20 protein-coding genes are annotated in these 19,474 nt (G+C 71.7%); 15 read left to right on the forward strand and 5 right to left on the reverse strand.

Annotated elements, in window-relative coordinates; genetic code table 11:
• Window positions 1-108 precede the first annotated feature (108 nt).
• From AC3AGO_RS25550 to AC3AGO_RS25560, 3 genes are read right to left on the reverse strand one after another with little or no spacing between them, the layout of a single operon-like run.
• Complete coding sequence (locus AC3AGO_RS25550) at window positions 109-852, reverse strand: succinate dehydrogenase/fumarate reductase iron-sulfur subunit (protein WP_487824812.1); 744 nt, start codon at window positions 850-852, stop codon at window positions 109-111.
• Between the two features lie 23 nt (window positions 853-875).
• A complete protein-coding gene (locus tag AC3AGO_RS25555; protein ID WP_487822575.1) occupies window positions 876-2,843 on the reverse strand; it encodes a fumarate reductase/succinate dehydrogenase flavoprotein subunit in 1,968 nt (655 codons plus the stop codon).
• A 1-nt stretch (window position 2,844) separates the two neighbouring features.
• A complete protein-coding gene (locus AC3AGO_RS25560; protein ID WP_487822576.1) occupies window positions 2,845-3,588 on the reverse strand; it encodes a succinate dehydrogenase cytochrome b subunit in 744 nt (247 codons plus the stop codon).
• 95 nt (window positions 3,589-3,683) lie between these two features.
• On the opposite strand from AC3AGO_RS25560, the gene AC3AGO_RS25565 reads away from it, so the two are divergent.
• Together AC3AGO_RS25565 and AC3AGO_RS25570 are read left to right on the forward strand one after the other, a co-directional pair.
• Window positions 3,684-4,571, forward strand: a complete 888-nt coding sequence (locus AC3AGO_RS25565) for a LysR family transcriptional regulator (protein ID WP_487822577.1) — start codon at window positions 3,684-3,686, stop codon at window positions 4,569-4,571.
• Window positions 4,572-4,683: 112 nt separating this feature from the next.
• Window positions 4,684-4,992: a GNAT family N-acetyltransferase gene (locus tag AC3AGO_RS25570; RefSeq protein WP_487822578.1), complete on the forward strand. Its 309-nt coding sequence runs from the start codon at window positions 4,684-4,686 to the stop codon at window positions 4,990-4,992.
• A 54-nt stretch (window positions 4,993-5,046) separates the two neighbouring features.
• Here the strand turns inward: AC3AGO_RS25570 and AC3AGO_RS25575 are convergent, their stop codons facing one another.
• Window positions 5,047-5,679 (reverse strand): TIGR03085 family metal-binding protein, encoded by a 633-nt coding sequence (locus AC3AGO_RS25575; RefSeq protein ID WP_487822579.1) that lies wholly within the window; start codon window positions 5,677-5,679, stop codon window positions 5,047-5,049.
• A 96-nt stretch (window positions 5,680-5,775) separates the two neighbouring features.
• A complete protein-coding gene (locus tag AC3AGO_RS25580) occupies window positions 5,776-6,195 on the reverse strand; it encodes a hypothetical protein (RefSeq protein WP_487822580.1) in 420 nt (139 codons plus the stop codon).
• Window positions 6,196-6,260: 65 nt separating this feature from the next.
• Here AC3AGO_RS25580 and hisI point away from each other — a divergent pair, with 65 nt between their 5' ends.
• From hisI to AC3AGO_RS25645, 13 genes are all read left to right on the forward strand, one after another.
• Window positions 6,261-6,641 (forward strand): phosphoribosyl-AMP cyclohydrolase, encoded by a 381-nt coding sequence (hisI, locus tag AC3AGO_RS25585; protein WP_487822581.1) that lies wholly within the window; start codon window positions 6,261-6,263, stop codon window positions 6,639-6,641.
• 11 nt (window positions 6,642-6,652) lie between these two features.
• Window positions 6,653-8,185: an anthranilate synthase component I gene (locus tag AC3AGO_RS25590; protein WP_487822582.1), complete on the forward strand. Its 1,533-nt coding sequence runs from the start codon at window positions 6,653-6,655 to the stop codon at window positions 8,183-8,185.
• Window positions 8,182-9,099: a TIGR02234 family membrane protein gene (locus AC3AGO_RS25595; RefSeq protein WP_487822583.1), complete on the forward strand. Its 918-nt coding sequence runs from the start codon at window positions 8,182-8,184 to the stop codon at window positions 9,097-9,099. Before AC3AGO_RS25590 ends, AC3AGO_RS25595 begins: the two co-directional genes overlap by 4 nt.
• A 105-nt stretch (window positions 9,100-9,204) precedes the next feature.
• Complete coding sequence (locus AC3AGO_RS25600; RefSeq protein ID WP_487822584.1) at window positions 9,205-9,447, forward strand: HGxxPAAW family protein; 243 nt, start codon at window positions 9,205-9,207, stop codon at window positions 9,445-9,447.
• Window positions 9,444-9,893, forward strand: a complete 450-nt coding sequence (locus tag AC3AGO_RS25605) for a DUF2752 domain-containing protein (RefSeq protein WP_487824813.1) — start codon at window positions 9,444-9,446, stop codon at window positions 9,891-9,893. Before AC3AGO_RS25600 ends, AC3AGO_RS25605 begins: the two co-directional genes overlap by 4 nt.
• Window positions 9,894-10,075: 182 nt before the next feature.
• Window positions 10,076-10,882: an indole-3-glycerol phosphate synthase TrpC gene (gene trpC, locus AC3AGO_RS25610; RefSeq protein ID WP_487822585.1), complete on the forward strand. Its 807-nt coding sequence runs from the start codon at window positions 10,076-10,078 to the stop codon at window positions 10,880-10,882.
• A 2-nt stretch (window positions 10,883-10,884) separates the two neighbouring features.
• On the forward strand, window positions 10,885-11,040 hold the full coding sequence (gene trpM / locus AC3AGO_RS25615; RefSeq protein ID WP_487822586.1) for a tryptophan biosynthesis modulator TrpM: 156 nt from the start codon (window positions 10,885-10,887) through the stop codon (window positions 11,038-11,040).
• Window positions 11,041-11,443: 403 nt separating this feature from the next.
• A complete protein-coding gene (gene trpB, locus AC3AGO_RS25620; protein ID WP_487822587.1) occupies window positions 11,444-12,694 on the forward strand; it encodes a tryptophan synthase subunit beta in 1,251 nt (416 codons plus the stop codon).
• Window positions 12,691-13,515: a tryptophan synthase subunit alpha gene (gene trpA, locus AC3AGO_RS25625; protein ID WP_487822588.1), complete on the forward strand. Its 825-nt coding sequence runs from the start codon at window positions 12,691-12,693 to the stop codon at window positions 13,513-13,515. The genes trpB and trpA overlap by 4 nt, the downstream gene beginning before the upstream one ends.
• Window positions 13,516-13,732: 217 nt before the next feature.
• Window positions 13,733-14,461 carry a DsbA family protein gene (locus AC3AGO_RS25630; RefSeq protein WP_487822589.1) on the forward strand — a complete coding sequence of 243 codons (729 nt, stop codon included), beginning with the start codon at window positions 13,733-13,735 and terminating at the stop codon, window positions 14,459-14,461.
• Between the two features lie 162 nt (window positions 14,462-14,623).
• On the forward strand, window positions 14,624-15,559 hold the full coding sequence (gene lgt / locus AC3AGO_RS25635; protein WP_487822590.1) for a prolipoprotein diacylglyceryl transferase: 936 nt from the start codon (window positions 14,624-14,626) through the stop codon (window positions 15,557-15,559).
• 188 nt (window positions 15,560-15,747) lie between these two features.
• A complete protein-coding gene (locus tag AC3AGO_RS25640) occupies window positions 15,748-18,831 on the forward strand; it encodes a Na+/H+ antiporter subunit A (RefSeq protein ID WP_487822591.1) in 3,084 nt (1,027 codons plus the stop codon).
• On the forward strand, window positions 18,828-19,460 hold the full coding sequence (locus tag AC3AGO_RS25645) for a Na(+)/H(+) antiporter subunit C (protein WP_487822592.1): 633 nt from the start codon (window positions 18,828-18,830) through the stop codon (window positions 19,458-19,460). The genes AC3AGO_RS25640 and AC3AGO_RS25645 overlap by 4 nt, the downstream gene beginning before the upstream one ends.
• Window positions 19,461-19,474 lie beyond the last annotated feature (14 nt).

Here is a 19,474-nt window from a genome sequence, read left to right on the forward strand (position 1 = left end):
TGCGGGGTGCGTTCCGTACGAGGGGGCCCGCCCGGTTGTGCCCACCCGTTCCGCCCCTCGGGCGGCCCGAGTGCCCACAACCGGGCGGGCGGGGCGTTCACGGCCGTGTCAGCTCGCCTTGCGGGCCGCCCTCAGGTACTCCTTGTTCATCGAGGAGATGGAGAAGAGCGGGATCCCCTTCGGGCACGCCGTCGCGCACTCGCCGGCGAGGGTGCAGCCGCCGAAGCCCTCCTCGTCCATCTGTCCGACCATGTCGAGCACCCGCGTCTCGCGCTCGGGTGCCCCCTGCGGCAGCGGGTTCAGATGGTTGACCTTCGCCGAAGTGAACAGCATGGCCGAGCCGTTGGGGCAGGCCGCCACGCACGCACCGCAGCCGATGCACTCGGCGTGCTCGAACGCCTCGTCCGCCACCGCCTTCGGCACGGGTGTCGCGTGCGCGTCGGGTGCCGCGCCGGTCGGGACGGACACGTAGCCGCCCGCACCGATCACCCGGTCGAAGGACGAACGGTCCACGACGAGGTCCTTCACGACGGGGAACGCGGAGGCCCGCCACGGTTCGATGTCGACCGTGTCGCCGTCGGAGAAGTGCCGCATGTGCAGCTGACAGGTGGTGGTGCGTTCGGGGCCGTGCGCGTCGCCGTTGATGACCATTCCGCAGGCGCCGCAGATGCCTTCACGGCAGTCGTGGTCGAAGGCGACCGGCTCCTCGCCGCGCAGGATCAGGTCCTCGTTGAGGGTGTCCAGCATCTCCAGGAACGACATGTCGGGGGAGATGTCCTTGACCTCGTACGTGGTCATCGCCCCGGCGGAGTCGGGCCCGGACTGGCGCCAGATGCGCAGGGTGAGGTTCATGGAGGCCGGAGTGGAGGTGCTGCTCATGCGTAGCTCCGCTGAGTGGGGTGGACGTACTCGAAGACGAGGTCTTCCTTGTGGAGGACGGGAGCCGCTCCGGAGCCGGTGAACTCCCACGCGGCGGCGTAGCCGAACTCGTCGTCCTTGCGCGCCGCCTCGCCGTCCGGCGTCTGGCTCTCCTCGCGGAAGTGCCCGCCGCAGGACTCGGCGCGGTGCAGCGCGTCCAGGCAGAGCAGTTCGGCCAGTTCCAGGTAGTCGACGACCCGGTTGGCCTTCTCCAGCGACTGGTTGAGCTGTTCGCCGCTGCCCGGCACGGTGATGCGGCGCCAGAACTCCTCCCGCAGCTGCGGGATCCGGTCCAGCGCCTTGCGCAGACCGTCCTCCGTACGGGCCATTCCGCAGTGCTCCCACAGGAGTTCGCCGATCTCCTTGTGAAAGGAGTCGGGCGTACGGTCGCCGTTGTTCGACAGCAGCGCGTACAGCCTGTCGGTCACCTCGGTGACGGCCTGCTGTACGGCGGGGTGGTCGTCGGACACCTCGTCGTGCGGGTGCCGGGCCAGATAGTCGTTGATGGTGGACGGCAGCACGAAGTACCCGTCGGCCAGCCCCTGCATCAGTGCGGACGCGCCCAGCCGGTTGGCGCCGTGGTCGGAGAAGTTGGCCTCCCCGACGGCGAACAGGCCGGGGACGGTGGTCTGCAGGTCGTAGTCGACCCACAGTCCGCCCATCGTGTAGTGGATCGCCGGGTAGATGCGCATGGGCACCTCGTACGGGTTCTCCGCGGTGATCCGCTGGTACATGTCGAAGAGGTTGCCGTACTTCTCCTCGACCGCCTTGCGGCCCATCCGCTCGATGGCCTCCGCGAAGTCCAGGTAGACGCCCTGTCCGCCGGGGCCGACGCCGCGCCCCTCGTCGCAGACGTTCTTGGCGGCGCGGGAGGCGATGTCGCGCGGGACGAGGTTGCCGAACGCCGGGTAGATGCGCTCCAGGTAGTAGTCCCGCTCGTCCTCGGGGATCTCGGCCGGCGGCCGGGTGTCGCCCTTCGCCTTGGGCACCCAGATGCGCCCGTCGTTCCGCAGCGACTCGCTCATCAGCGTCAGTTTGGACTGGTGGTCGCCGGAGCGCGGGATGCACGTCGGGTGGATCTGTGTGAAGCACGGGTTGGCGAAGTACGCGCCGCGCCGGTGCGCGCGCCAAATGGCCGTGGCGTTGCTGTTCTTGGCGTTGGTCGACAGGTAGAAGACGTTGCCGTAGCCGCCGCTGGCCAGCACCACCGCGTCGGCGAAATAGGTGTCGATCCGCCCGCTGATCAGGTCGCGGGCCACGATGCCGCGGGCCCGCCCGTCGACCACGATCAGGTCGAGCATCTCGGTACGCGGGTGCATCTCGACGTTCCCCGCGGCAATTTGGCGGGACAGCGCCTGGTACGCGCCGAGCAGCAGCTGCTGGCCCGTCTGCCCGCGCGCGTAGAACGTACGGGAGACCTGCACGCCGCCGAACGACCTGTTGTCCAGCAGTCCGCCGTACTCGCGCGCGAAGGGTACGCCCTGTGCGACGCACTGGTCGATGATTTCCACCGACACCTCGGCCAGCCGGTGCACGTTCGACTCCCGCGCGCGGAAGTCCCCGCCCTTGACGGTGTCGTAGAACAGGCGGTGCACCGAGTCGCCGTCGTTGCGGTAGTTCTTCGCCGCGTTGATGCCGCCCTGTGCCGCGACGGAGTGGGCGCGGCGCGGCGAGTCCTGGTAGCAGAACTGCACGACGTGGTAGCCCTGTTCGGCCAGCGTCGCGCCGGCCGAACCGCCCGCGAGGCCGGTGCCGACGACGATGACGGTGTGCTTGCGGCGGTTGGCGGGGTTCACCAGTTTCGCGCCGAAGCGGCGGCTGTCCCAGCGCTCGGCGACGGGGCCCTCCGGCGCCTTCGTGTCGGCGACGGGTTCCCCGACGCGGTAGTCCGTGTAGTCGCCGTAACTTGCCTGTGCGTCGGTCATGTCAGGACACCAATCCGCTCATCACGCCTACGGGTACGGAGATGAAGCCGAGCGTCAGGACGACGGCGAGGACGTTCGCGATGCCCTTCAGCATCCGGTCCCGGCCGGCCCGGCCCGCGCCGAGCGTCTGCGCGGCGCTCCAGAAGCCGTGCTGGATGTGCAGGCCGAGCGCCAGCATGGCGACGATGTAGATCGTGTTGCCGTACCAGGTCGAGAAGGTCGCCACGACGTTCTGGTACGGATGCCCGGCCCAGGCGCGCTCGTTCACCGTCAGCGTCGTCAGGTCGAGGATGTGCCACACGACGAACAGCCCGATGATGATGCCGCCCCAGCGCATCGTGCGCGTCGCGTAGCTCGCGCGGCGGCGCTTGTGCGCGTACTTCTGCGGCCGCGCGGCGATGTCCCGGCGGCTGAGCTGGTACGCGGAGACGGCGTGCAGCACCACGGCGGCCAGCAGCACGATCCGCGCGATCCACAGGAACCACTCGTGGTGCAGGAGGGGTTCGCCGATGGTGCGCAGCCAGTGGGCGTACTCGTTGAAGTCGGGCGGGCCGAAGAAGATCTTCAGATTCCCGAGCATGTGGACGACCAGGTACAGCAGCATGAGCAGGCCGCTGACCGCCATCACGGTCTTCTTGCCGATGGTCGAGTGCCACACCAGACCGAGCGTCGAGCCCGGCCGCTTCGGGGGTTTCTTCGCCGGTACGGAGCGCGTCCCCGGGGGTTTCCCTGTCGCCGTTGCCATGGCTGACGACGGTATGGAGTGCGAGCTTCATTCGTCCAAGAGATTGTGAACCTGATTCCGATAGCGACTGGCTATCGTCCCTTTATGCTGGCCGTATGCAGCTCCATCAGCTCCGCTATTTCTGTGCGGTGGCGGACACCCGGCACTTCACCCGCGCCGCCGAGGCCGTGCACGTCGCACAGCCCTCCCTGTCGCAGCAGATCAAGGCGCTGGAGCGGGAGCTGGGCGCGGAGCTGTTCCACCGGGCGCGCGGCCACATCGCGCTGACCGACGCCGGAGAGGCCCTGCTGCCGCTGGCCCGGCGGATCCTCGCCGACGCCGAGACGGCCCGCCGCGAGGTCCAGGAGGTCGCCCAACTGCGGCGCGGCCGCGTGCGGTTGGGCGCGCCGCCGAGCCTGTGCGCCAGCCTGGTGCCGGACGTGCTGCGCGATTTCCACGCCCGCTATCCGGGCGTGGAGCTCCAGGTCCACGAGGACGGCTCGCAGGACCTCGTACGGGCCCTCGCCGACGGCGACCTCGACCTGGCGCTCGTCATCACCCCGCTCCAGGTGCAGGCTCCCGCGCTGGCCACGACGGAGCTGCTGCGCGAGGAACTCGTCGTCGTCTCCTCGCCCGACGAGCCGGCCCCCGCCCGCTCGGGGCGCGCCCGGATCGCCGTCACCGACCTGCGGGGCCGGCCGCTCGCCATGTTCCGGCGCGGCTACGACCTGCGGGACTTCACCATCGCCGCCTGCCGCGCCGAGGGCTTCGAGCCGGCCTTCACCGTGGAGGGAGGCGAGATGGACGCGGTACTCGGTTTCGTACGGGCCGGGCTCGGCCTCGCCGTGGTGCCCAGCATGGTCGCCGACCGGTCGGGGCTGCGCGTCACCCCGTTCACGGAACCGGGCCTGCAGCGCACCATCTCCGTCGCGCACCGCGGCGACGTCTCCCCGACCCGCGCCGCACGCGAACTCCAGCGCATCATCGAACGTTCCGTCGCGTAACAGTCCCCACGGTGGCCGGAAACGTACGCCGGGTCGCGGAAGGCGGGCGTCCGCGTGACGCTGGGCGGGCGCCGGCGGAGCCGTACCGCCGGGCGGAGCGGAGGTCCGGCCGATGAGTGAGAACCCCCAGGTGTCCGATGCCCCGGAGGCCCGCCGGTACGAGGCGAGGCTCGACGGTGAACTCGCGGGCTGGGCCGAGTACATGAGGACGCCCGAGCTGATCGCGTTCGTCCACACGCAGGTCGACCCGCGGTACGAGGGGCGGGGCGTCGGCGGCGCGCTCGTCCGCGCCTCCCTGGACGAGGCCCGGGAGGCGGGCCTCGCGGTGCTCGCCACCTGCCCGTTCTACACGGCCTGGATCGCCCGGCACCCGGAGTACCAGGACCTGCTCTACGGCAAGCAGAGCCGCGTCACCGACTGACCGCGGGACAGCGTCGGGCGGACAGCCGGCAGCGCGCGGGATGACGGCCGTACGTCAGAAGCCGAGGGAGGCCTCCAGGACGCGGGCCGCCGCGTCCTTGTCGCCGTCCAGCTCGACATCCGCGGCGGACTGACGGCCCGTCACGAACAACAGCAGTTCGGACGGTTCACCGGTGACCGTGACGACCGGCGTGCCCTTGTGCGCCACAGCCGTCTGGCCGTCGGGACGGCGCAGCACCAGCCCGACGGGGGAGCGGCGGCCGAGCACCCGGGAGGCGCTGTCGACCCGCTTCCACAGCGCGTCCTGGAAGACCGTGTCGAGCTGCCGCGGAGTCCAGTCGGACTGTGCCCGGCGCACGTCCTCGGAGTGCACATAGAACTCCACGGTGTTCGCCGCCTCGTCGACCTGCTTGAGGGCGAACGGCGACAGCTTCGGCGGGCCCGTCCGCAGGAGCCCGATCAGCTCCTCGTACGGCTTCGCGGCGAACTCGTCCTGCACCCGCTTCGCACGCGACGCGAGCTGCTTGATGAGGATGCCGCCCGCGGCGTCCTGGCGGCGCTCGCGCATCACGAGATGCGCGGCCAGATCGCGGGTCCGCCACCCCTCGCAGAGCGTCGGGGCGTCAGGGCCCGACGACTCCAACAGGTCGGCCAGCAAGAGACGTTCGCGCTTCGCATGCGTCGACATGCCACGCAGCGTACGGGGGAGCCGCGCACCGCGCGAGGAGGCGGGGGTGCGCGTCGCGGCGCGGGCGGCCGCTTCAGGACAGCGCGCACACCTGCTTCAGGACAGCGCGCACACCGCCGAACGGTGCGTGCCCGCACGGTACGAGGCGAGGTCCGGATGGACGGTGAAGGGACGGTACGTACGGCCGTCCTGCGGGGTGGACGCGAGATGCCGCCGCACCCGCTCCTCGCACAGGCGCTCCGCCCCGGCACGGAGCGCCCCCGTCGTACGGAAGGTGCCCCGGAGCGGAGCGACGGCGACCACCTTCCCGTCGTGCGCCCCCGCGCACGAACGGCGCTCCATCGAGGACCGGTCGACGCAGTCCCCGGCCTTCAGCGCGGGGTACGCGTCGTGGTGGGCGGGCCCGTCGTCCGCCGCGCTGCTCCACAGCAGCACGGTCCCCAGGGCGGCGGCGACCGCCACGGCGAAGACGCAGACGAGTACGGCGGTGTGGCGCGGAAGTGACAGCGGACGCATGCGAGGAGCCTCCCCGCCCGCGGTGAAGCCGGGCCCTCCGCCGTGTGAACTCCGCGTACGCGACAATGGACCGCATGCACACCGGTTCCCTCGATCCCGCCGTCGCCGCGCGCCTCAAGCGCACCGCGGACGGCCTGCTCCCCGCCATCGCCCAGCAGTACGACACCGGCGAAGTGCTGATGCTCGGCTGGATGGACGACGAGGCGCTGCACCGCACCCTCACCACCGGGCGGGCCACCTACTGGTCGCGCAGCCGGCACGAGTACTGGGTCAAGGGAGACACCTCCGGCCACGTGCAGCACGTCAAGTCCGTCGCGCTGGACTGCGACGCGGACACCGTGCTGGTGAAGGTCGACCAGGTGGGCGCCGCCTGCCACACGGGCGACCGCACCTGCTTTGACGCGGACGAACTGCCCCTCGACGGCCCCGCCGCCGCCCCGCAGTAAGGTCACCGAGCATGACGACCCCGGACCTCGCCACCTTCCGTACGCTCGCCAAGGACCGCCGGGTCATCCCGGTCACACGGCGGCTGCTCGCCGACGGCGACACCCCCATCGCGCTGTACCGCAAGCTCGCAGCCGAGCGCACCGGCACCTTTCTGCTGGAGTCCGCGGAGAACGGCCGTACCTGGTCGCGCTACTCCTTCATCGGCGTCCGCAGCGCCGCCACGCTGACCGTGCGCGACGGCGAGGCGCACTGGATCGGCGCCCCGCCCGTCGGCGTCCCCACGGACGGCGATCCGCTGCACGCGCTGCGCGAGACGGTCGAGGCCCTGCACACGCCGCGCGATCTCCACGAGGGCTCCGTGCTCCCGCCGTTCACCGGCGGCATGGTCGGCTACCTCGGCTACGACATCGTGCGCCGGCTGGAGAAGAAGGCCGTCGAGGGCTCGACGACCGAGGACGACCTGCGGCTGCCCGAGCTGACGATGCTGCTCACCTCGGACCTCGCGGTCGTCGACCACCGCGACGGCAGCGTGCAGTTGATCGCCAACGCCATCAACCACAACGACCTGGACACCGGCGTCGACGAGGCGTACGAGGACGCGCTGGCCCGCCTCGACGCGATGGCGGCCGACCTGGCCCGCCCCGCCCCGGTGCCGGCCACGGCGCTGCCCGCCTCCCAACTCCCGGAGTACACCGCCAAGTCGGGCGGCGCCACGTACCAGGGCTGGGTCGAGGACATCAAGGAACGGGTCCGCGCGGGCGAGGCCTTCCAGGTGGTGCCCTCGCAGCGGTTCGAGACGCCGTGTACGGCGAGCGCCCTCGACGTCTACCGGGTGCTGCGCGCCACCAACCCCAGCCCGTACATGTACCTGTTCCGGCTGGCGGACGAGAACGGCGGCTTCGACATCGTCGGATCCAGCCCGGAGGCGCTGGTCAAGGTCGAGGACGGGCGCGCCATGATGCACCCCATCGCCGGCACCAGGCCGCGCGGCGCCACCCCGCAGCACGACACGGCGCTCGCCGAGGAGCTGCTGGGCGACCCCAAGGAGCGCGCCGAGCACCTGATGCTCGTCGACCTCGGCCGCAACGACCTGGGCCGGGTGTGCGAACCGGGCAGCGTCGAGGTCGTCGACTTCATGTCCATCGAGCGCTACAGCCACGTCATGCACATCGTCTCCACCGTGACCGGCCGGCTCGCCGAGGACAGCACCGCCTTCGACGCGCTCACCGCCTGCTTCCCCGCCGGCACCCTGTCCGGCGCGCCGAAGCCGCGCGCGCTGCAGATCATCGACGAGCTGGAGCCGACCCGGCGCGGCGTGTACGGCGGCTGCGTCGGCTATCTGGACTTCGCGGGCGACGCGGACACGGCCATCGCGATCCGTACGGCGCTGCTGCGCGACGGCACGGCGTACGTTCAGGCCGGGGCCGGCGTCGTCGCCGACTCGGACCCGGCGGCCGAGGACACGGAGTGCCGCAACAAGGCCGCCGCCGTTCTGAGGGCGGTCCGAACAGCCGAACAGCTCGGCGGTAGCGTGGAGGCGTGACTCCCGTACCCCCGGCCCGCACGCCGGAGCAGGCTCCGGCCGACACGACGGCGGACGCGATGACGGACCAGCCCGATACGACGGACCAGCCGGACAAGCCCACCGGCAGCAGCACAGTCGGCAGCACCGCGGACAGCCACGCGGCGGCGCGCTCGCGCGCGGCGCGGCGCGCCCTGGCGCTCGCGCTGCTGTGCGGCGCGCTCGGCGCCGCCCTCGCGCTGGTGGCGGCGGGCCAGGTGTGGAGCAGGGCCGACGCCTCGTTCGCGCAGGGCGCGCTGCCCGTCTCGGCGAAGGGCAGCCAGGTCACCGGACTGCCCAGCGCCCTGGCGCTGGTCGGGCTGGCCGCGCTGGTCGCGGTCTTCGCCGTCCGCAAGGCCGGCCGGATCCTCGTGGCGGCCCTGCTCACCCTCTGCGGCCTCGGCACGCTGCTGTCCGCGCTGCTCAGCGCGGACGACACGGCGGCGCTGGAGGACAAGGCAGCGGAGACCAGCGGAATCGCCGGCAGCTCCGTCGACGCGGTGCACATCAGCGCCTGGCCGTACGTATCGGTCGTCGGCGGCGCGCTGCTGGTGATCGCGGGTCTGCTGGCGCTGCGGTTCGGCTCGGCCTGGCCGTCGATGTCGGGCAGCGGGCGGTACGAGCGCACCGAGCGCAAGCCGCGCCGTACGGCCCGGCCGCTGGACCCGAACCGGCCCGAGGATCTGTGGAAGGCGCTGGACCGCGGCGAGGACCCGACGGGCGGTCAGACCGCGGAGGACAGCGCACCGGGCACCGGCGCGTCCGACGACACCGCGTCCGGCAACTCCACCTCCGGCGACTCCACCTCCGGTAACTCCACCTCCGGCAACACCGCTTCGGACGACACCGCGTCCGAGGACGGCGGCGGCAGCCGCACCACGCGCGACGAGCCCTGACATTCCCGCCGTTCGCCACCCCTCGCGCTCGGCGCGGCGCGGGTCGGGGGAGAATGGCACGGCAGCGGGCCCGGAGGCCCAACAAGAACAACGAGGAGCACTCACATGGCGGGCAACAGCCACGGACACACCCCGGCCGCGTGGACCGGTGTCATCATCGCCTTCATCGGCTTCTGCATCTCCGGAGCCTTCACGGTGCTGGCCATGCCGATCGGCGTCGTGGCCGGGCTCGTGGTGATCGCCGCAGGCGGCGTCGTCGGCATGCTGATGCGGTCCGCCGGTCTCGGCCAGCCCAAGTCGCACGGCCAGCCGCCGGTTCTCAACTCCCAGAGCGGGCACGCCTCCTGACCGAGCGGAGCGGACTCCCCGCCCGGCACCGGCTCCGGAACCTGCTGCCAGAGCCGGTGCTGCGGCTCGCCGCGCCCGCCGGCGCGCTGCTCGCCGTCGGCGCGGCCTTCACGTACGTCGGCCTCGTCGACCCGAACCATCCCGGGCACTATCCGGTCTGCCCGATGCTGCGGTTCACCGGCCTCTACTGCCCCGGCTGCGGTGGGCTGCGCTGTGCGCACGCCCTTGCGCACGGGGATCTGCCGGCGGCCCTGAGCGCGAACGTCCTCGGCGTGGCGGCCATCGCCGCCTTCGCGGCGTACTGGATCTTCTGGGTCGTACGGAGCGCGCGCGGCCGGAGCGTGGCGGTACGCGTACGCAACCGTGATCTCTGGTGGATCGGGGTACTCGCCATCGCCTTCACGGTTGTCCGGAATCTGCCCCTCGGAGCCGCGCTCGCTCCGTGACCGCTGGGCCGGACGGGGCGCTGTGTGCGCCAGAGGGATGCAGGTTTGTCCGGAATGTGGGACCAACGTCAACCGGATGCGGGTCCTCCGTCCCTCGCCCGATACCATCGCAGTGCCTCACCAGACCATCCCGCACGCCACGCGTGAGGGTTCGTACCCAGCCAAGAAGGGGGCCGCTCGCAGTGAGTGTGCTCGACGAGATCATCGAAGGCGTGCGTGAGGACCTCGCTGAGAGGCAGGCGCGCGTAAGCCTCGACGAGCTCAAGGAGCGCGCTGCGAAGGCCCCGCAGGTCAAGGATGGTCTCGCCGCCCTGAAGGGCGACAGCATCCGGGTCATCTGCGAGGTCAAGCGCTCCAGCCCGTCGAAGGGCGCGCTGGCCGCGATCGCCGATCCGGCCGCCCTCGCCGCGGACTACGAGGCGGGCGGCGCGTCCGTCATCTCCGTCCTCACCGAACAGCGCCGCTTCGGCGGTTCGCTCGCCGACCTGGAGGCGGTCCGCGCCAAGGTCGACATCCCGGTGCTGCGGAAGGACTTCATGTTCTCCGCCTACCAGCTGTGGGAGGCGCGGGCGCACGGCGCCGACGTCGTCCTGCTGATCGTCGCCGCGCTGGAGCAGGAGGCCCTGGTCTCGCTGATCGAGCGGGCCGAGTCGATCGGCCTGACGCCGCTCGTCGAGGTGCACGACGAGGACGAGACCGAGCGGGCGCTGGCCGCGGGCGCGAAGATCATCGGCGTCAACGCGCGGAACCTGAAGACGCTCGAGGTGGACCGCGGCAACTTCGCGCGGATCGCGCCCGAGATCCCCGACCACGTCGTCAAGATCGCCGAGTCGGGTGTGCGGGGGCCGCACGACCTGATCGCCTACGCCAACGACGGCGCCGACGCGGTGCTCGTCGGCGAGTCCCTGGTCACCGGCAAGGACCCGAAGACCGCCGTCGCCGACCTCGTCGCCGCGGGCGCGCACCCGGCGATCCGGCACGGGCGCTGAGCATGGGATCCGCCGGCTTCCGGTACGCGCGACTGGCACGTGGGTGCCGGCCGCGCGGTTGCCGTGCGCCGGCGCGGCGGGTCCGCGGACGGGCCGTCCGCTACCACATCGGCTGCAAGCCCGGCCTCATCAACGGCCGCCGATGGCCGTCCCCTTGAGCGCGCCTCTCGCGTAACGCGAGGTGTGGGCATTCGTTCCGCCGAGGTGTGGGCAGCGGTCCGCCCAGAGGGCGGAACGGGTGGGCACACCGGACCGCACCCGCGCAGGGTTCGCGCCCCGCACTCAACGCACGCGCCCCCGTGAGGGGGTTGGCCCCGGCCCCGCCCCTACCCGTTTCGACCGGGTGGTGCCCCGGCCCCCTGAGTCCAGGGCTTCGCCCTGGGGACCCCGTTCCGTACGGGGTGCTCGCGGCGCGGGGTGCTGCGGCCGCGTTGTGCCCACCCGTTCCGCCCCTCGGGCGGACCGAGTGCCCACAACGGCGGTGGGGTGCATGCGCCCCGCGAGGGATCGCGCGCTTACCGTGGTGACCCATACGTACCTTTTCCCATAGGAGTACGTCGGATGTCCGACTTCTTCATTCCCGACCCCGAGGGTCGGATCCCCAGCGCGCGCGGCTACTTCGGCGCGTTCGGCGGCAAGTTCATCCCCGAGGCGCTCGTCGCCGCCGTCGACGAGGTCGCGGCCGAGTACGAGAAGGCGAAGGCGGACCCCGCCTTCGCCGCCGAGCTCGAAGACCTCATGGTCAACTACACCGGCCGGCCCAGCGCCCTCACCGAGGTGCCCCGCTTCGCGCGGAACGCCGGCGGCGCGCGGGTCTTCCTGAAGCGGGAGGACCTGAACCACACCGGCTCGCACAAGATCAACAACGTGCTGGGCCAGGCCCTGCTCACGAAGCGGATGGGCAAGACCCGCGTGATCGCCGAGACCGGCGCGGGCCAGCACGGCGTGGCGACCGCCACCGCGTGCGCCCTGTTCGGGCTCGAATGCACCATCTACATGGGCGAGATCGACACCGAGCGGCAGGCACTGAACGTCGCCCGGATGCGGATGCTGGGCGCCGAGGTCGTCCCGGTGACGTCCGGCAGCCGTACGCTCAAGGACGCCATCAACGAGGCCTTCCGCGACTGGGTGGCCAACGTCGACCGCACCCACTACCTCTTCGGCACGGTCGCGGGCCCGCACCCGTTCCCGCAGCTCGTACGGGACTTCCACCGCGTGATCGGCGTGGAGGCGCGGCGGCAGATGCTGGAGCGCACAGGGCGGCTCCCGGACGCCGCGGTCGCCTGCGTCGGCGGCGGGTCCAACGCCATCGGGCTGTTCCACGCGTTCATCCCGGACGAGAGCGTGCGGCTGATCGGCTGCGAGGCAGCGGGGCACGGGGTCGAGTCGGGCGAGCACGCGGCCACCCTGACCGCCGGTGAGCCCGGCATCCTGCACGGCTCGCGCAGCTACGTGATGCAGGACGACGAGGGGCAGATCACCGAGCCGTACTCGATCTCGGCGGGGCTCGACTACCCCGGAATCGGCCCGGAGCACGCCTACTTGAAGGACAGCGGGCGCGGCGAGTACCGGCCCGTCACCGACGACGAGGCGATGCAGGCGCTGCGGCTGCTGTCCGAGACCGAGGGCATCATCCCCGCGATCGAGAGCGCGCACGCGCTGGCCGGCGCGCTCGACGTCGGCAAGGAGCTGGGCCCGGACGGGCTCGTGCTGGTGAATCTGTCCGGGCGCGGCGACAAGGACATGGACACCGCCGCGCGCTACTTCGGACTGTACGACGACGAGCAGGGCGAGCAGGGGGCGGACAAGTGAGCGCTGAACTCCGAGGAAACGTGGCCCTGTTGGACCGGACGCTCGCGGCTGCGAAGGCCGAGGGGCGCGCGGCGCTCGTCGGCTATCTGCCGGCCGGTTTCCCGTCCGTCGAGGGCGGCATCGCCGCCTGTAAGGCGCTGCTGGAGAGCGGCTGCGACGTGGTCGAGGTCGGGCTGCCGCACAGCGACCCGGTACTGGACGGCCCCGTCATCCAGACCGCGGACGACGTGGCGCTGAAGGCCGGCGTACGGATCGCCGATGTGATCCGTACGGTCGGCGAGGCGCACGCGGCGACCGGCAAGCCGGTGCTCTGCATGACGTACTGGAATCCGGTCGACCGGTACGGCGCCGAACGGTTCGCCGCGGAGCTCGCCGCGGCGGGCGGCGCGGGCTGCATCCTGCCGGACCTGCCGGTCGAGGAGTCCGAACTGTGGAGGAAGGCGGCCGAACAGCACGGTCTGGCCACCGTGTTCGTGGTCGCCCCGAGCAGCCAGGACGCCCGGCTCGCGAAGATCACCGAGGCGGGCAGCGGCTTCGTGTACGCGGCCTCGCTGATGGGCGTGACCGGTACGCGCGAGTCGGTCGGACGTGAGGCGCAGGACCTGGTGGAGCGCACCCGCGCAGTCACCGAACTGCCCGTCTGCGTCGGGCTCGGCGTCTCCAACGCCACCCAGGCCAAGGAGGTCGCGGCCTTCGCGGACGGGGTCATCGTCGGCTCCGCCTTCGTGAAGCTGCTGCTGGCGCACGACGGCGACCTGGAGGCCGGCCTGGCCGAGGTGCGCGCCCTGGCGGGCGAACTCGCCCAGGGAGTACGGCGCTGACGGACCGTCGGACGGCACACGTCCGAACAGCACACGCCTGACACGTCGCGGGGCGGCGTACGGTTCGCGGACCGTACGCCGCCCCGTCGGCTGTCCGTGCGCTGTTCCGCACCGTGCCCGCGTGCGGAACGGCGGCGCGGCGAGTGCTCCCCGTACGGGTGAAATGCGCGGTGCCGGGGTGTACGGGCGCGGCGTGCGCTCGTTGGCCCCGGGTGTGATGAGTCAGAAGAACCGTGAGGGACAGCGCACCGCCCGGGAGAGGCTGCGGGAGCAGCAGGAGCGGGAGAAGGCGGCGGCCAAGCGCAACAAGGGGCTGAAGATCGGTGCCGTCATCGTGGTCGTGCTGGTCGTCGCGGCCGGGGTGGGGGTGCTGGTCTCCCAGCAGGGCGGGGACGACGCCAAGGCGAAGGCCGCGCCCATCTCCGTGGGGAAGGCGAGTGCGCCGTCCAAGCTCACGGTGTACGAGGACTTCCGCTGCCCGGCCTGCGGCCAGTTCGAGAACCAGTTCCGCAGCACCATCGGGTCGCTGGAGAAGCAGGGCAAGCTGAAGGTGGACTACAACATCGTCACCATCATCGACGGCAACATGGGCGGCTCCGGCTCCAAGAACGCCGCCAACGCCGCGATGTGCGCCGACGACGAGGGTAAGTTCAAGCAGCTGCACGACACGCTCTACCAGAACCAGCCGCCGGAGACGAACGACGCGTTCGCGAACAAGAAGACGCTGCTGAAGCTCGGCAAGAAGGCCGGACTGAGCAGTGCGTCCTTCACCAGTTGTGTGAACGACGGCAAGCACGACAGCAAGGTGCAGGCGTCCAACGAGGCCTTCAGCGCGTCGGGGCACTCGGCGACACCGACCGTGCTGCTGGACGGCAAGAACGTCTACGGCCAGAGCAACCAGCTGACGCCCGCGCAGCTGAAGCAGAAGGTCGAAGCCGCCGCCTGAGCGGCGTCCGGCCACGGGAGGTCCTCCCGTACGGACTGCCGTGACAACCGACCGGAGCACGCCGGAGGGCACCGCGCAGGCGGTGCCCTCCGGCCTGTTACCTAGCCGTTGTGCGGGTGCGTTGCCGTGTGTGCGGCCCGGCACGGTAGCGTCGGGTGCGCCATGGAGACCCTTGCCTTTATTCCCAGTCCCTCGGCCGGCGCGATCTATCTCGGCCCGGTCCCGCTGCGCGGCTATGCGTTCTGCATCATCATCGGCGTGTTCGCCGCCGTCTGGCTCGGCGGGCGCCGCTGGGTGGCGCGCGGCGGCCAGGTCGGCACGGTCGCCGACATCGCCGTCTGGGCCGTGCCGTTCGGCCTGGTCGGCGGCCGGCTCTACCACGTGATCACCGACTACGAGCTCTACTTCGGCGAGGGCCGCAACTGGGTCGACGCGTTCAAGATCTGGGACGGCGGTCTCGGTATCTGGGGCGCGGTCGCGCTCGGCGCGCTCGGCGCCTGGATCGGCTGCCGCGCCCGCGGCATCCCGCTGCCCGCGTACGCGGACGCCGTGGCTCCGGGCGTCGCCCTCGCGCAGGCGATCGGCCGCTGGGGCAACTGGTTCAACCAGGAGCTGTACGGGCGGGCGACCGACGTGCCGTGGGCCCTGGAGATCGACCCCGCGCACCGTCCCGTCGACACCCCGAACCTGGCGACCTATCACCCGACCTTCCTGTACGAGTCGTTGTGGTGCATCGGCGTCGCCCTGCTGGTCATCTGGGCGGACCGGAAGTTCAAGATGGGGCACGGGCGGGCCTTCGCGCTGTACGTCGCCTCGTACACCGTGGGCCGCTTCTGGATCGAGTACATGCGCGTCGACGACGCCCACCATCTGTGGGGTCTCCGGCTGAACGGCTGGACGTCGATCGTCGTCTTCGTCGCCGCGGTGGCCGCGCTGATCATCTCCGCGCGCAGGCACCCGGGACGCGAGGAGCGCGTCGAACCGCTGCCGGAGGACGACGACAAGGCCGGCGACAAGGACGGCGCGGACGCCAAGGACGGCGAGGACTCCGCGAAGGGCTCCAAGGACACGGAGGGCGCGGAAGACGCCAAGTCCTAGCCGCTTACCCCTCTTTGAGACGGACTTGGTCCGCTCTTGACCTGGGCCCGGTGTGTGGTGTCGGCTGGACATCACGCACCGGGCCACTGTCTTTTCCGATGTATCCCTATGGGACGGGTATCGGCACACTGGTCATCAAGTGACCCAAGTGCGCCAATTGCCCGGCCATATATGTAATTCTCTCTTCTGTGTTGTCGCTCCTCCTTCTGCACTGCGCCGCGGCGTGCTGTGCCAAGCCGCTCGTGCGGTGGCTCGGTCCGCGCGCGTTCCTGGTGCTCGCCGTGGCGCCCGCAGCCGCGGCCGTCTGGGCGGGAACGCAGTACGCGAACGTCGTAGACGGCGGCGCAGTGCCCGAGCAGCGCTGGTCGTGGATCCCCGACATGGGCGTCGAACTCGCCTTCCGGTGCGATGCCCTGAGCCTGCAGATGCTGCTCATCGCCGGCGGGGTCGGCGCGCTCGTGATGGTGTACTGCGCGGGCTACTTCCCGCGCGGGGAGCCGCGGCTCGGCCGGTTCGCCGGGACGCTCACCGCGTTCGCCGGCGCGATGCTCGGCCTCGTCCTCGCCGACGACCTCATCGTGCTGTACGTGCTGTGGGAGCTGACGACCGTCTTCTCCTTCCTGCTCATCGGCCACAACCCGCTGCGCAGGACCAACCGGCGCGCCGCACTGCAGGCCCTCATCGTGACCACCCTCGGCGGACTGGTCATGCTGGTCGGCTTTCTGATCCTCGGTCACGCGACGGGCACGTACCGGATCTCGGAGATCGTCGCCCACCCGCCGCAGGGGAGCGCCGCCATCGGCACCGCGCTCGTCCTCGTCCTCGCGGGCGCGCTGTCCAAGTCGGCCGTGTGGCCGTTCAGTTTCTGGCTGCCCGGCGCCATGGCCGCCCCCACACCGGTGTCCGCCTATCTGCACGCGGCAGCCATGGTCAAGGCCGGCATCTACCTCGTCGCGCGGCTCGCTCCGGGCTTCGCCGACATCGCGCCCTGGCGTACCACCGTCCTGGTGCTCGGCGGCGCGACCATGCTCCTCGGCGGCTGGCGGGCGCTGCGCGAGACCGACCTGAAGCGGCTGCTGGCCTACGGAACGGTCAGCCAGCTCGGCTTTCTGACGCTGCTCGCCGGCGACGGGCAGCGCGATGTGGCCCTGGCCGCCGACGCGATGATCCTGGCGCACGCCCTCTTCAAGGCCACCCTCTTCCTCGCCGTCGGCGACATCGACCACGCGACCGGCACCCGGGACCTCGGCCGGCTGTCCGGCCTCGCCCGCAGACTGCCCGTACTGTTCGTCGTCGCCCTGCTGGCCGGCATCTCCATGGCCGGGCTGCCGCCTGTGCTCGGATTCGCCGCGAAAGAGGCAGCGCTGGAGGCACTGCTGCACGGCGGCACGGCCGAACTGTGCGCGCTGGCCGCCGTGGTGGCCGGTTCCGCGCTCACCACCGCGTACACGCTGCGCTTCCTGTGGGGCGCCTTCGGCACCAAGAAGGGGATCGAGGACACCCCGCTGCGGGCCCGTCCCGGGGTGCTGCTCCTGCTGCCGCCGGCCGTCTGCGCCGCCGGCACGCTGTGGTTCGGGCCCGCGGCCTCCTCGCTCGACCCGCTGTTCGCCGGGTACGCCGACGCCTTCGCGCAGCCCGCCAAGCCGTACCACCTCGCGCTGTGGCACGGGCTCGGTCCGGCGCTCGCCCTGTCCGCGCTGTCGTGGCTCGCGGGTGTCGTCCTGTTCGCCGCGGCGGAGCCGCTCGGCCGGTTCGGCGAGCGGCTCTCCTCCGTCGACGGCGACCGGGTCTTCGCCCGCACCCTGTGGGCGATGGAACGGTTCTCGCTGCAGATCACCGGCGCCGTGCAGCGCGGTTCCCTCCCGCTCTACCTGGCCACCGCGCTGACCGTGCTCGTCGGCGCGCAGGGCGTCGCCCTGGTCGTCGACCGGCCCTGGCAACACGTCGACGCCGTCCGCTGGTTCGACTCGGTGCCCCAGCTCGTCGTCGCGCTCGGCGTGTGCATGGTCGCCGTGCTGTGCGTACGCGCCCGGCAGCGCATGAAGGCCGTCGTGCTCGCCGGCGTCACCGGCTACGGGACCGCCGTGCTGTACGTCCTGCACGGCGCGCCCGACCTGGCCCTCACCCAGTTCGCCGTCGAAACGGTGTCCATCGCCGTGTTCGTGCTGGTGCTGCGCCGCCTCCCGCCGCGCTTCCCGGACGGCAGCGGCGGCGGACAGCTGCGCAGGGCCACCCAGTTCACCTTCGGCATCGCCTCGGGCGCGCTCTTCGCCGGGCTGACCTATCTGGCCGCGGCAGCACGCCAGGCACCCGGCGTGGGGCCCCAGCTGACGGACACCACGGAGCACGACGGACTGAAGAACGTCGTCGCCACCACCCTCGTCGACCTGCGCTCCTGGGACACCATGGGCGAGTCGGCCGTGCTCGCCGTCGCCGCCGTCGGCGTCACCAGCCTCGTCTATCTGCGCCGCCGGGCCGGCACCCCCGCCTCGCCGCTCGGCACGGCGGCCGCCCCGGCCGGCGCGGCAGGCCGTACGGTGCACCGGCCGCCGGTCGGCCACGGCCCCGGAACGGCGCCGGAGACCGGCGACGGCGGCCGGCGCCGCACCCGCGACCCGGAGGACGTACGCCGCGCCGCCTCCGGCAAGGTGTGGCAACTGCCGCACGAGAGCGGGTCGGTGACCGACGAGCCCGACATCAGCGCCGTACCGCGCGGCACCTGGCTCGCCGCCGGGGCCACCGTCGCGCCCGAGCGGCGCTCCGTCATCTTCGAGGTGGTGGCAAGGCTGCTGTTCCACCCGATCATGGTGCTCTCCCTCTATCTGCTGTTCTGCGCCGAGAATCTGCCCGGCGGCGGCTTCACGGCGGGCCTCGTCGCGGGCCTCGCGCTCACGGTGCGCTATCTCGCGGGCGGGCGGCACGAGTTGGCGGCCGCCGCACCGGTCGACGCGGGCACCCTGCTCGGCCTCGGCCTGCTGACGATGACGGGTACGGCGCTGGCGGGCCTGTTCATCGGCGACGCGGTGCTCGGCTCCGGGAAGGTGCACGGCCACATCCCGCTGCTGGGCGACTTCCACGCGGCGAGCCCCGTGCTCTTCGACGCCGGCGTCTATCTGCTCGTCCTCGGCGTGGTCCTCGACGTACTGCGCAGCCTGGGCTCCGAGATCGACCGGAGGGTGGAGAAGGAACTGAGCAAGAAGGAGTCCCGCAAGCGGCGCCGCCCCGAGGAGCGCGACGAGCGGGCCGGACAGCGGAAGGAGGCGGGACCGTGAGTGCGACGGTGATCCTCCTGGTCGCCGGCGGCGCGCTGTGCGCCGCCGGCACGAGCCTGCTGCTGTGCCGGCCGCTGACGCGCATCCTCATCGGCGCCGTCCTGCTGGGCAACGGCATCAACCTGCTGGTGCTGTCCGCCTCCGGCCCGGCGAGCTCCGCACCGCTGCTCTACCCGGGCACGGCCAAGGAGGACATGGCGGACCCGCTGCCGCAGGCGTTCATCCTGACCGCCATCGTCATCACGCTGGCGCTGACCGCCTTCCTGGTCACCATGGCCTACCGCGCCTGGCAGCTGTCCGGCAGCGACAACGTGCAGGACGACGTGGAGGACATCCGCGTCGCCCGCCGCGCCGAGTACGTGGAGGAGCGCGACAGACTGCGCGCCAAGTACCGCGAACGCCGCGACGCCTACCGCGAGTTGGCCGGCACGGAGGACGAGGAGACCCCGGGGGAGCGCAAGGCGTACGAGAAGCTCGGCCGGGCCCGCGCCCAGTACCGCGAAGTGCGGCGCAGGGCGCGTACGGAGGCCCGCGCCTACCGGGCGCGGCAGGCGCGCGCGGAGGAGACGGCGGAGGAGACCGCGGAGGAGGACGACCTGTGGGAGACCATCCTGGGGGCGGACAGATGACAACTCCGCACAGG

Source organism: Streptomyces sp. BL1 (assembly GCF_057628045.1).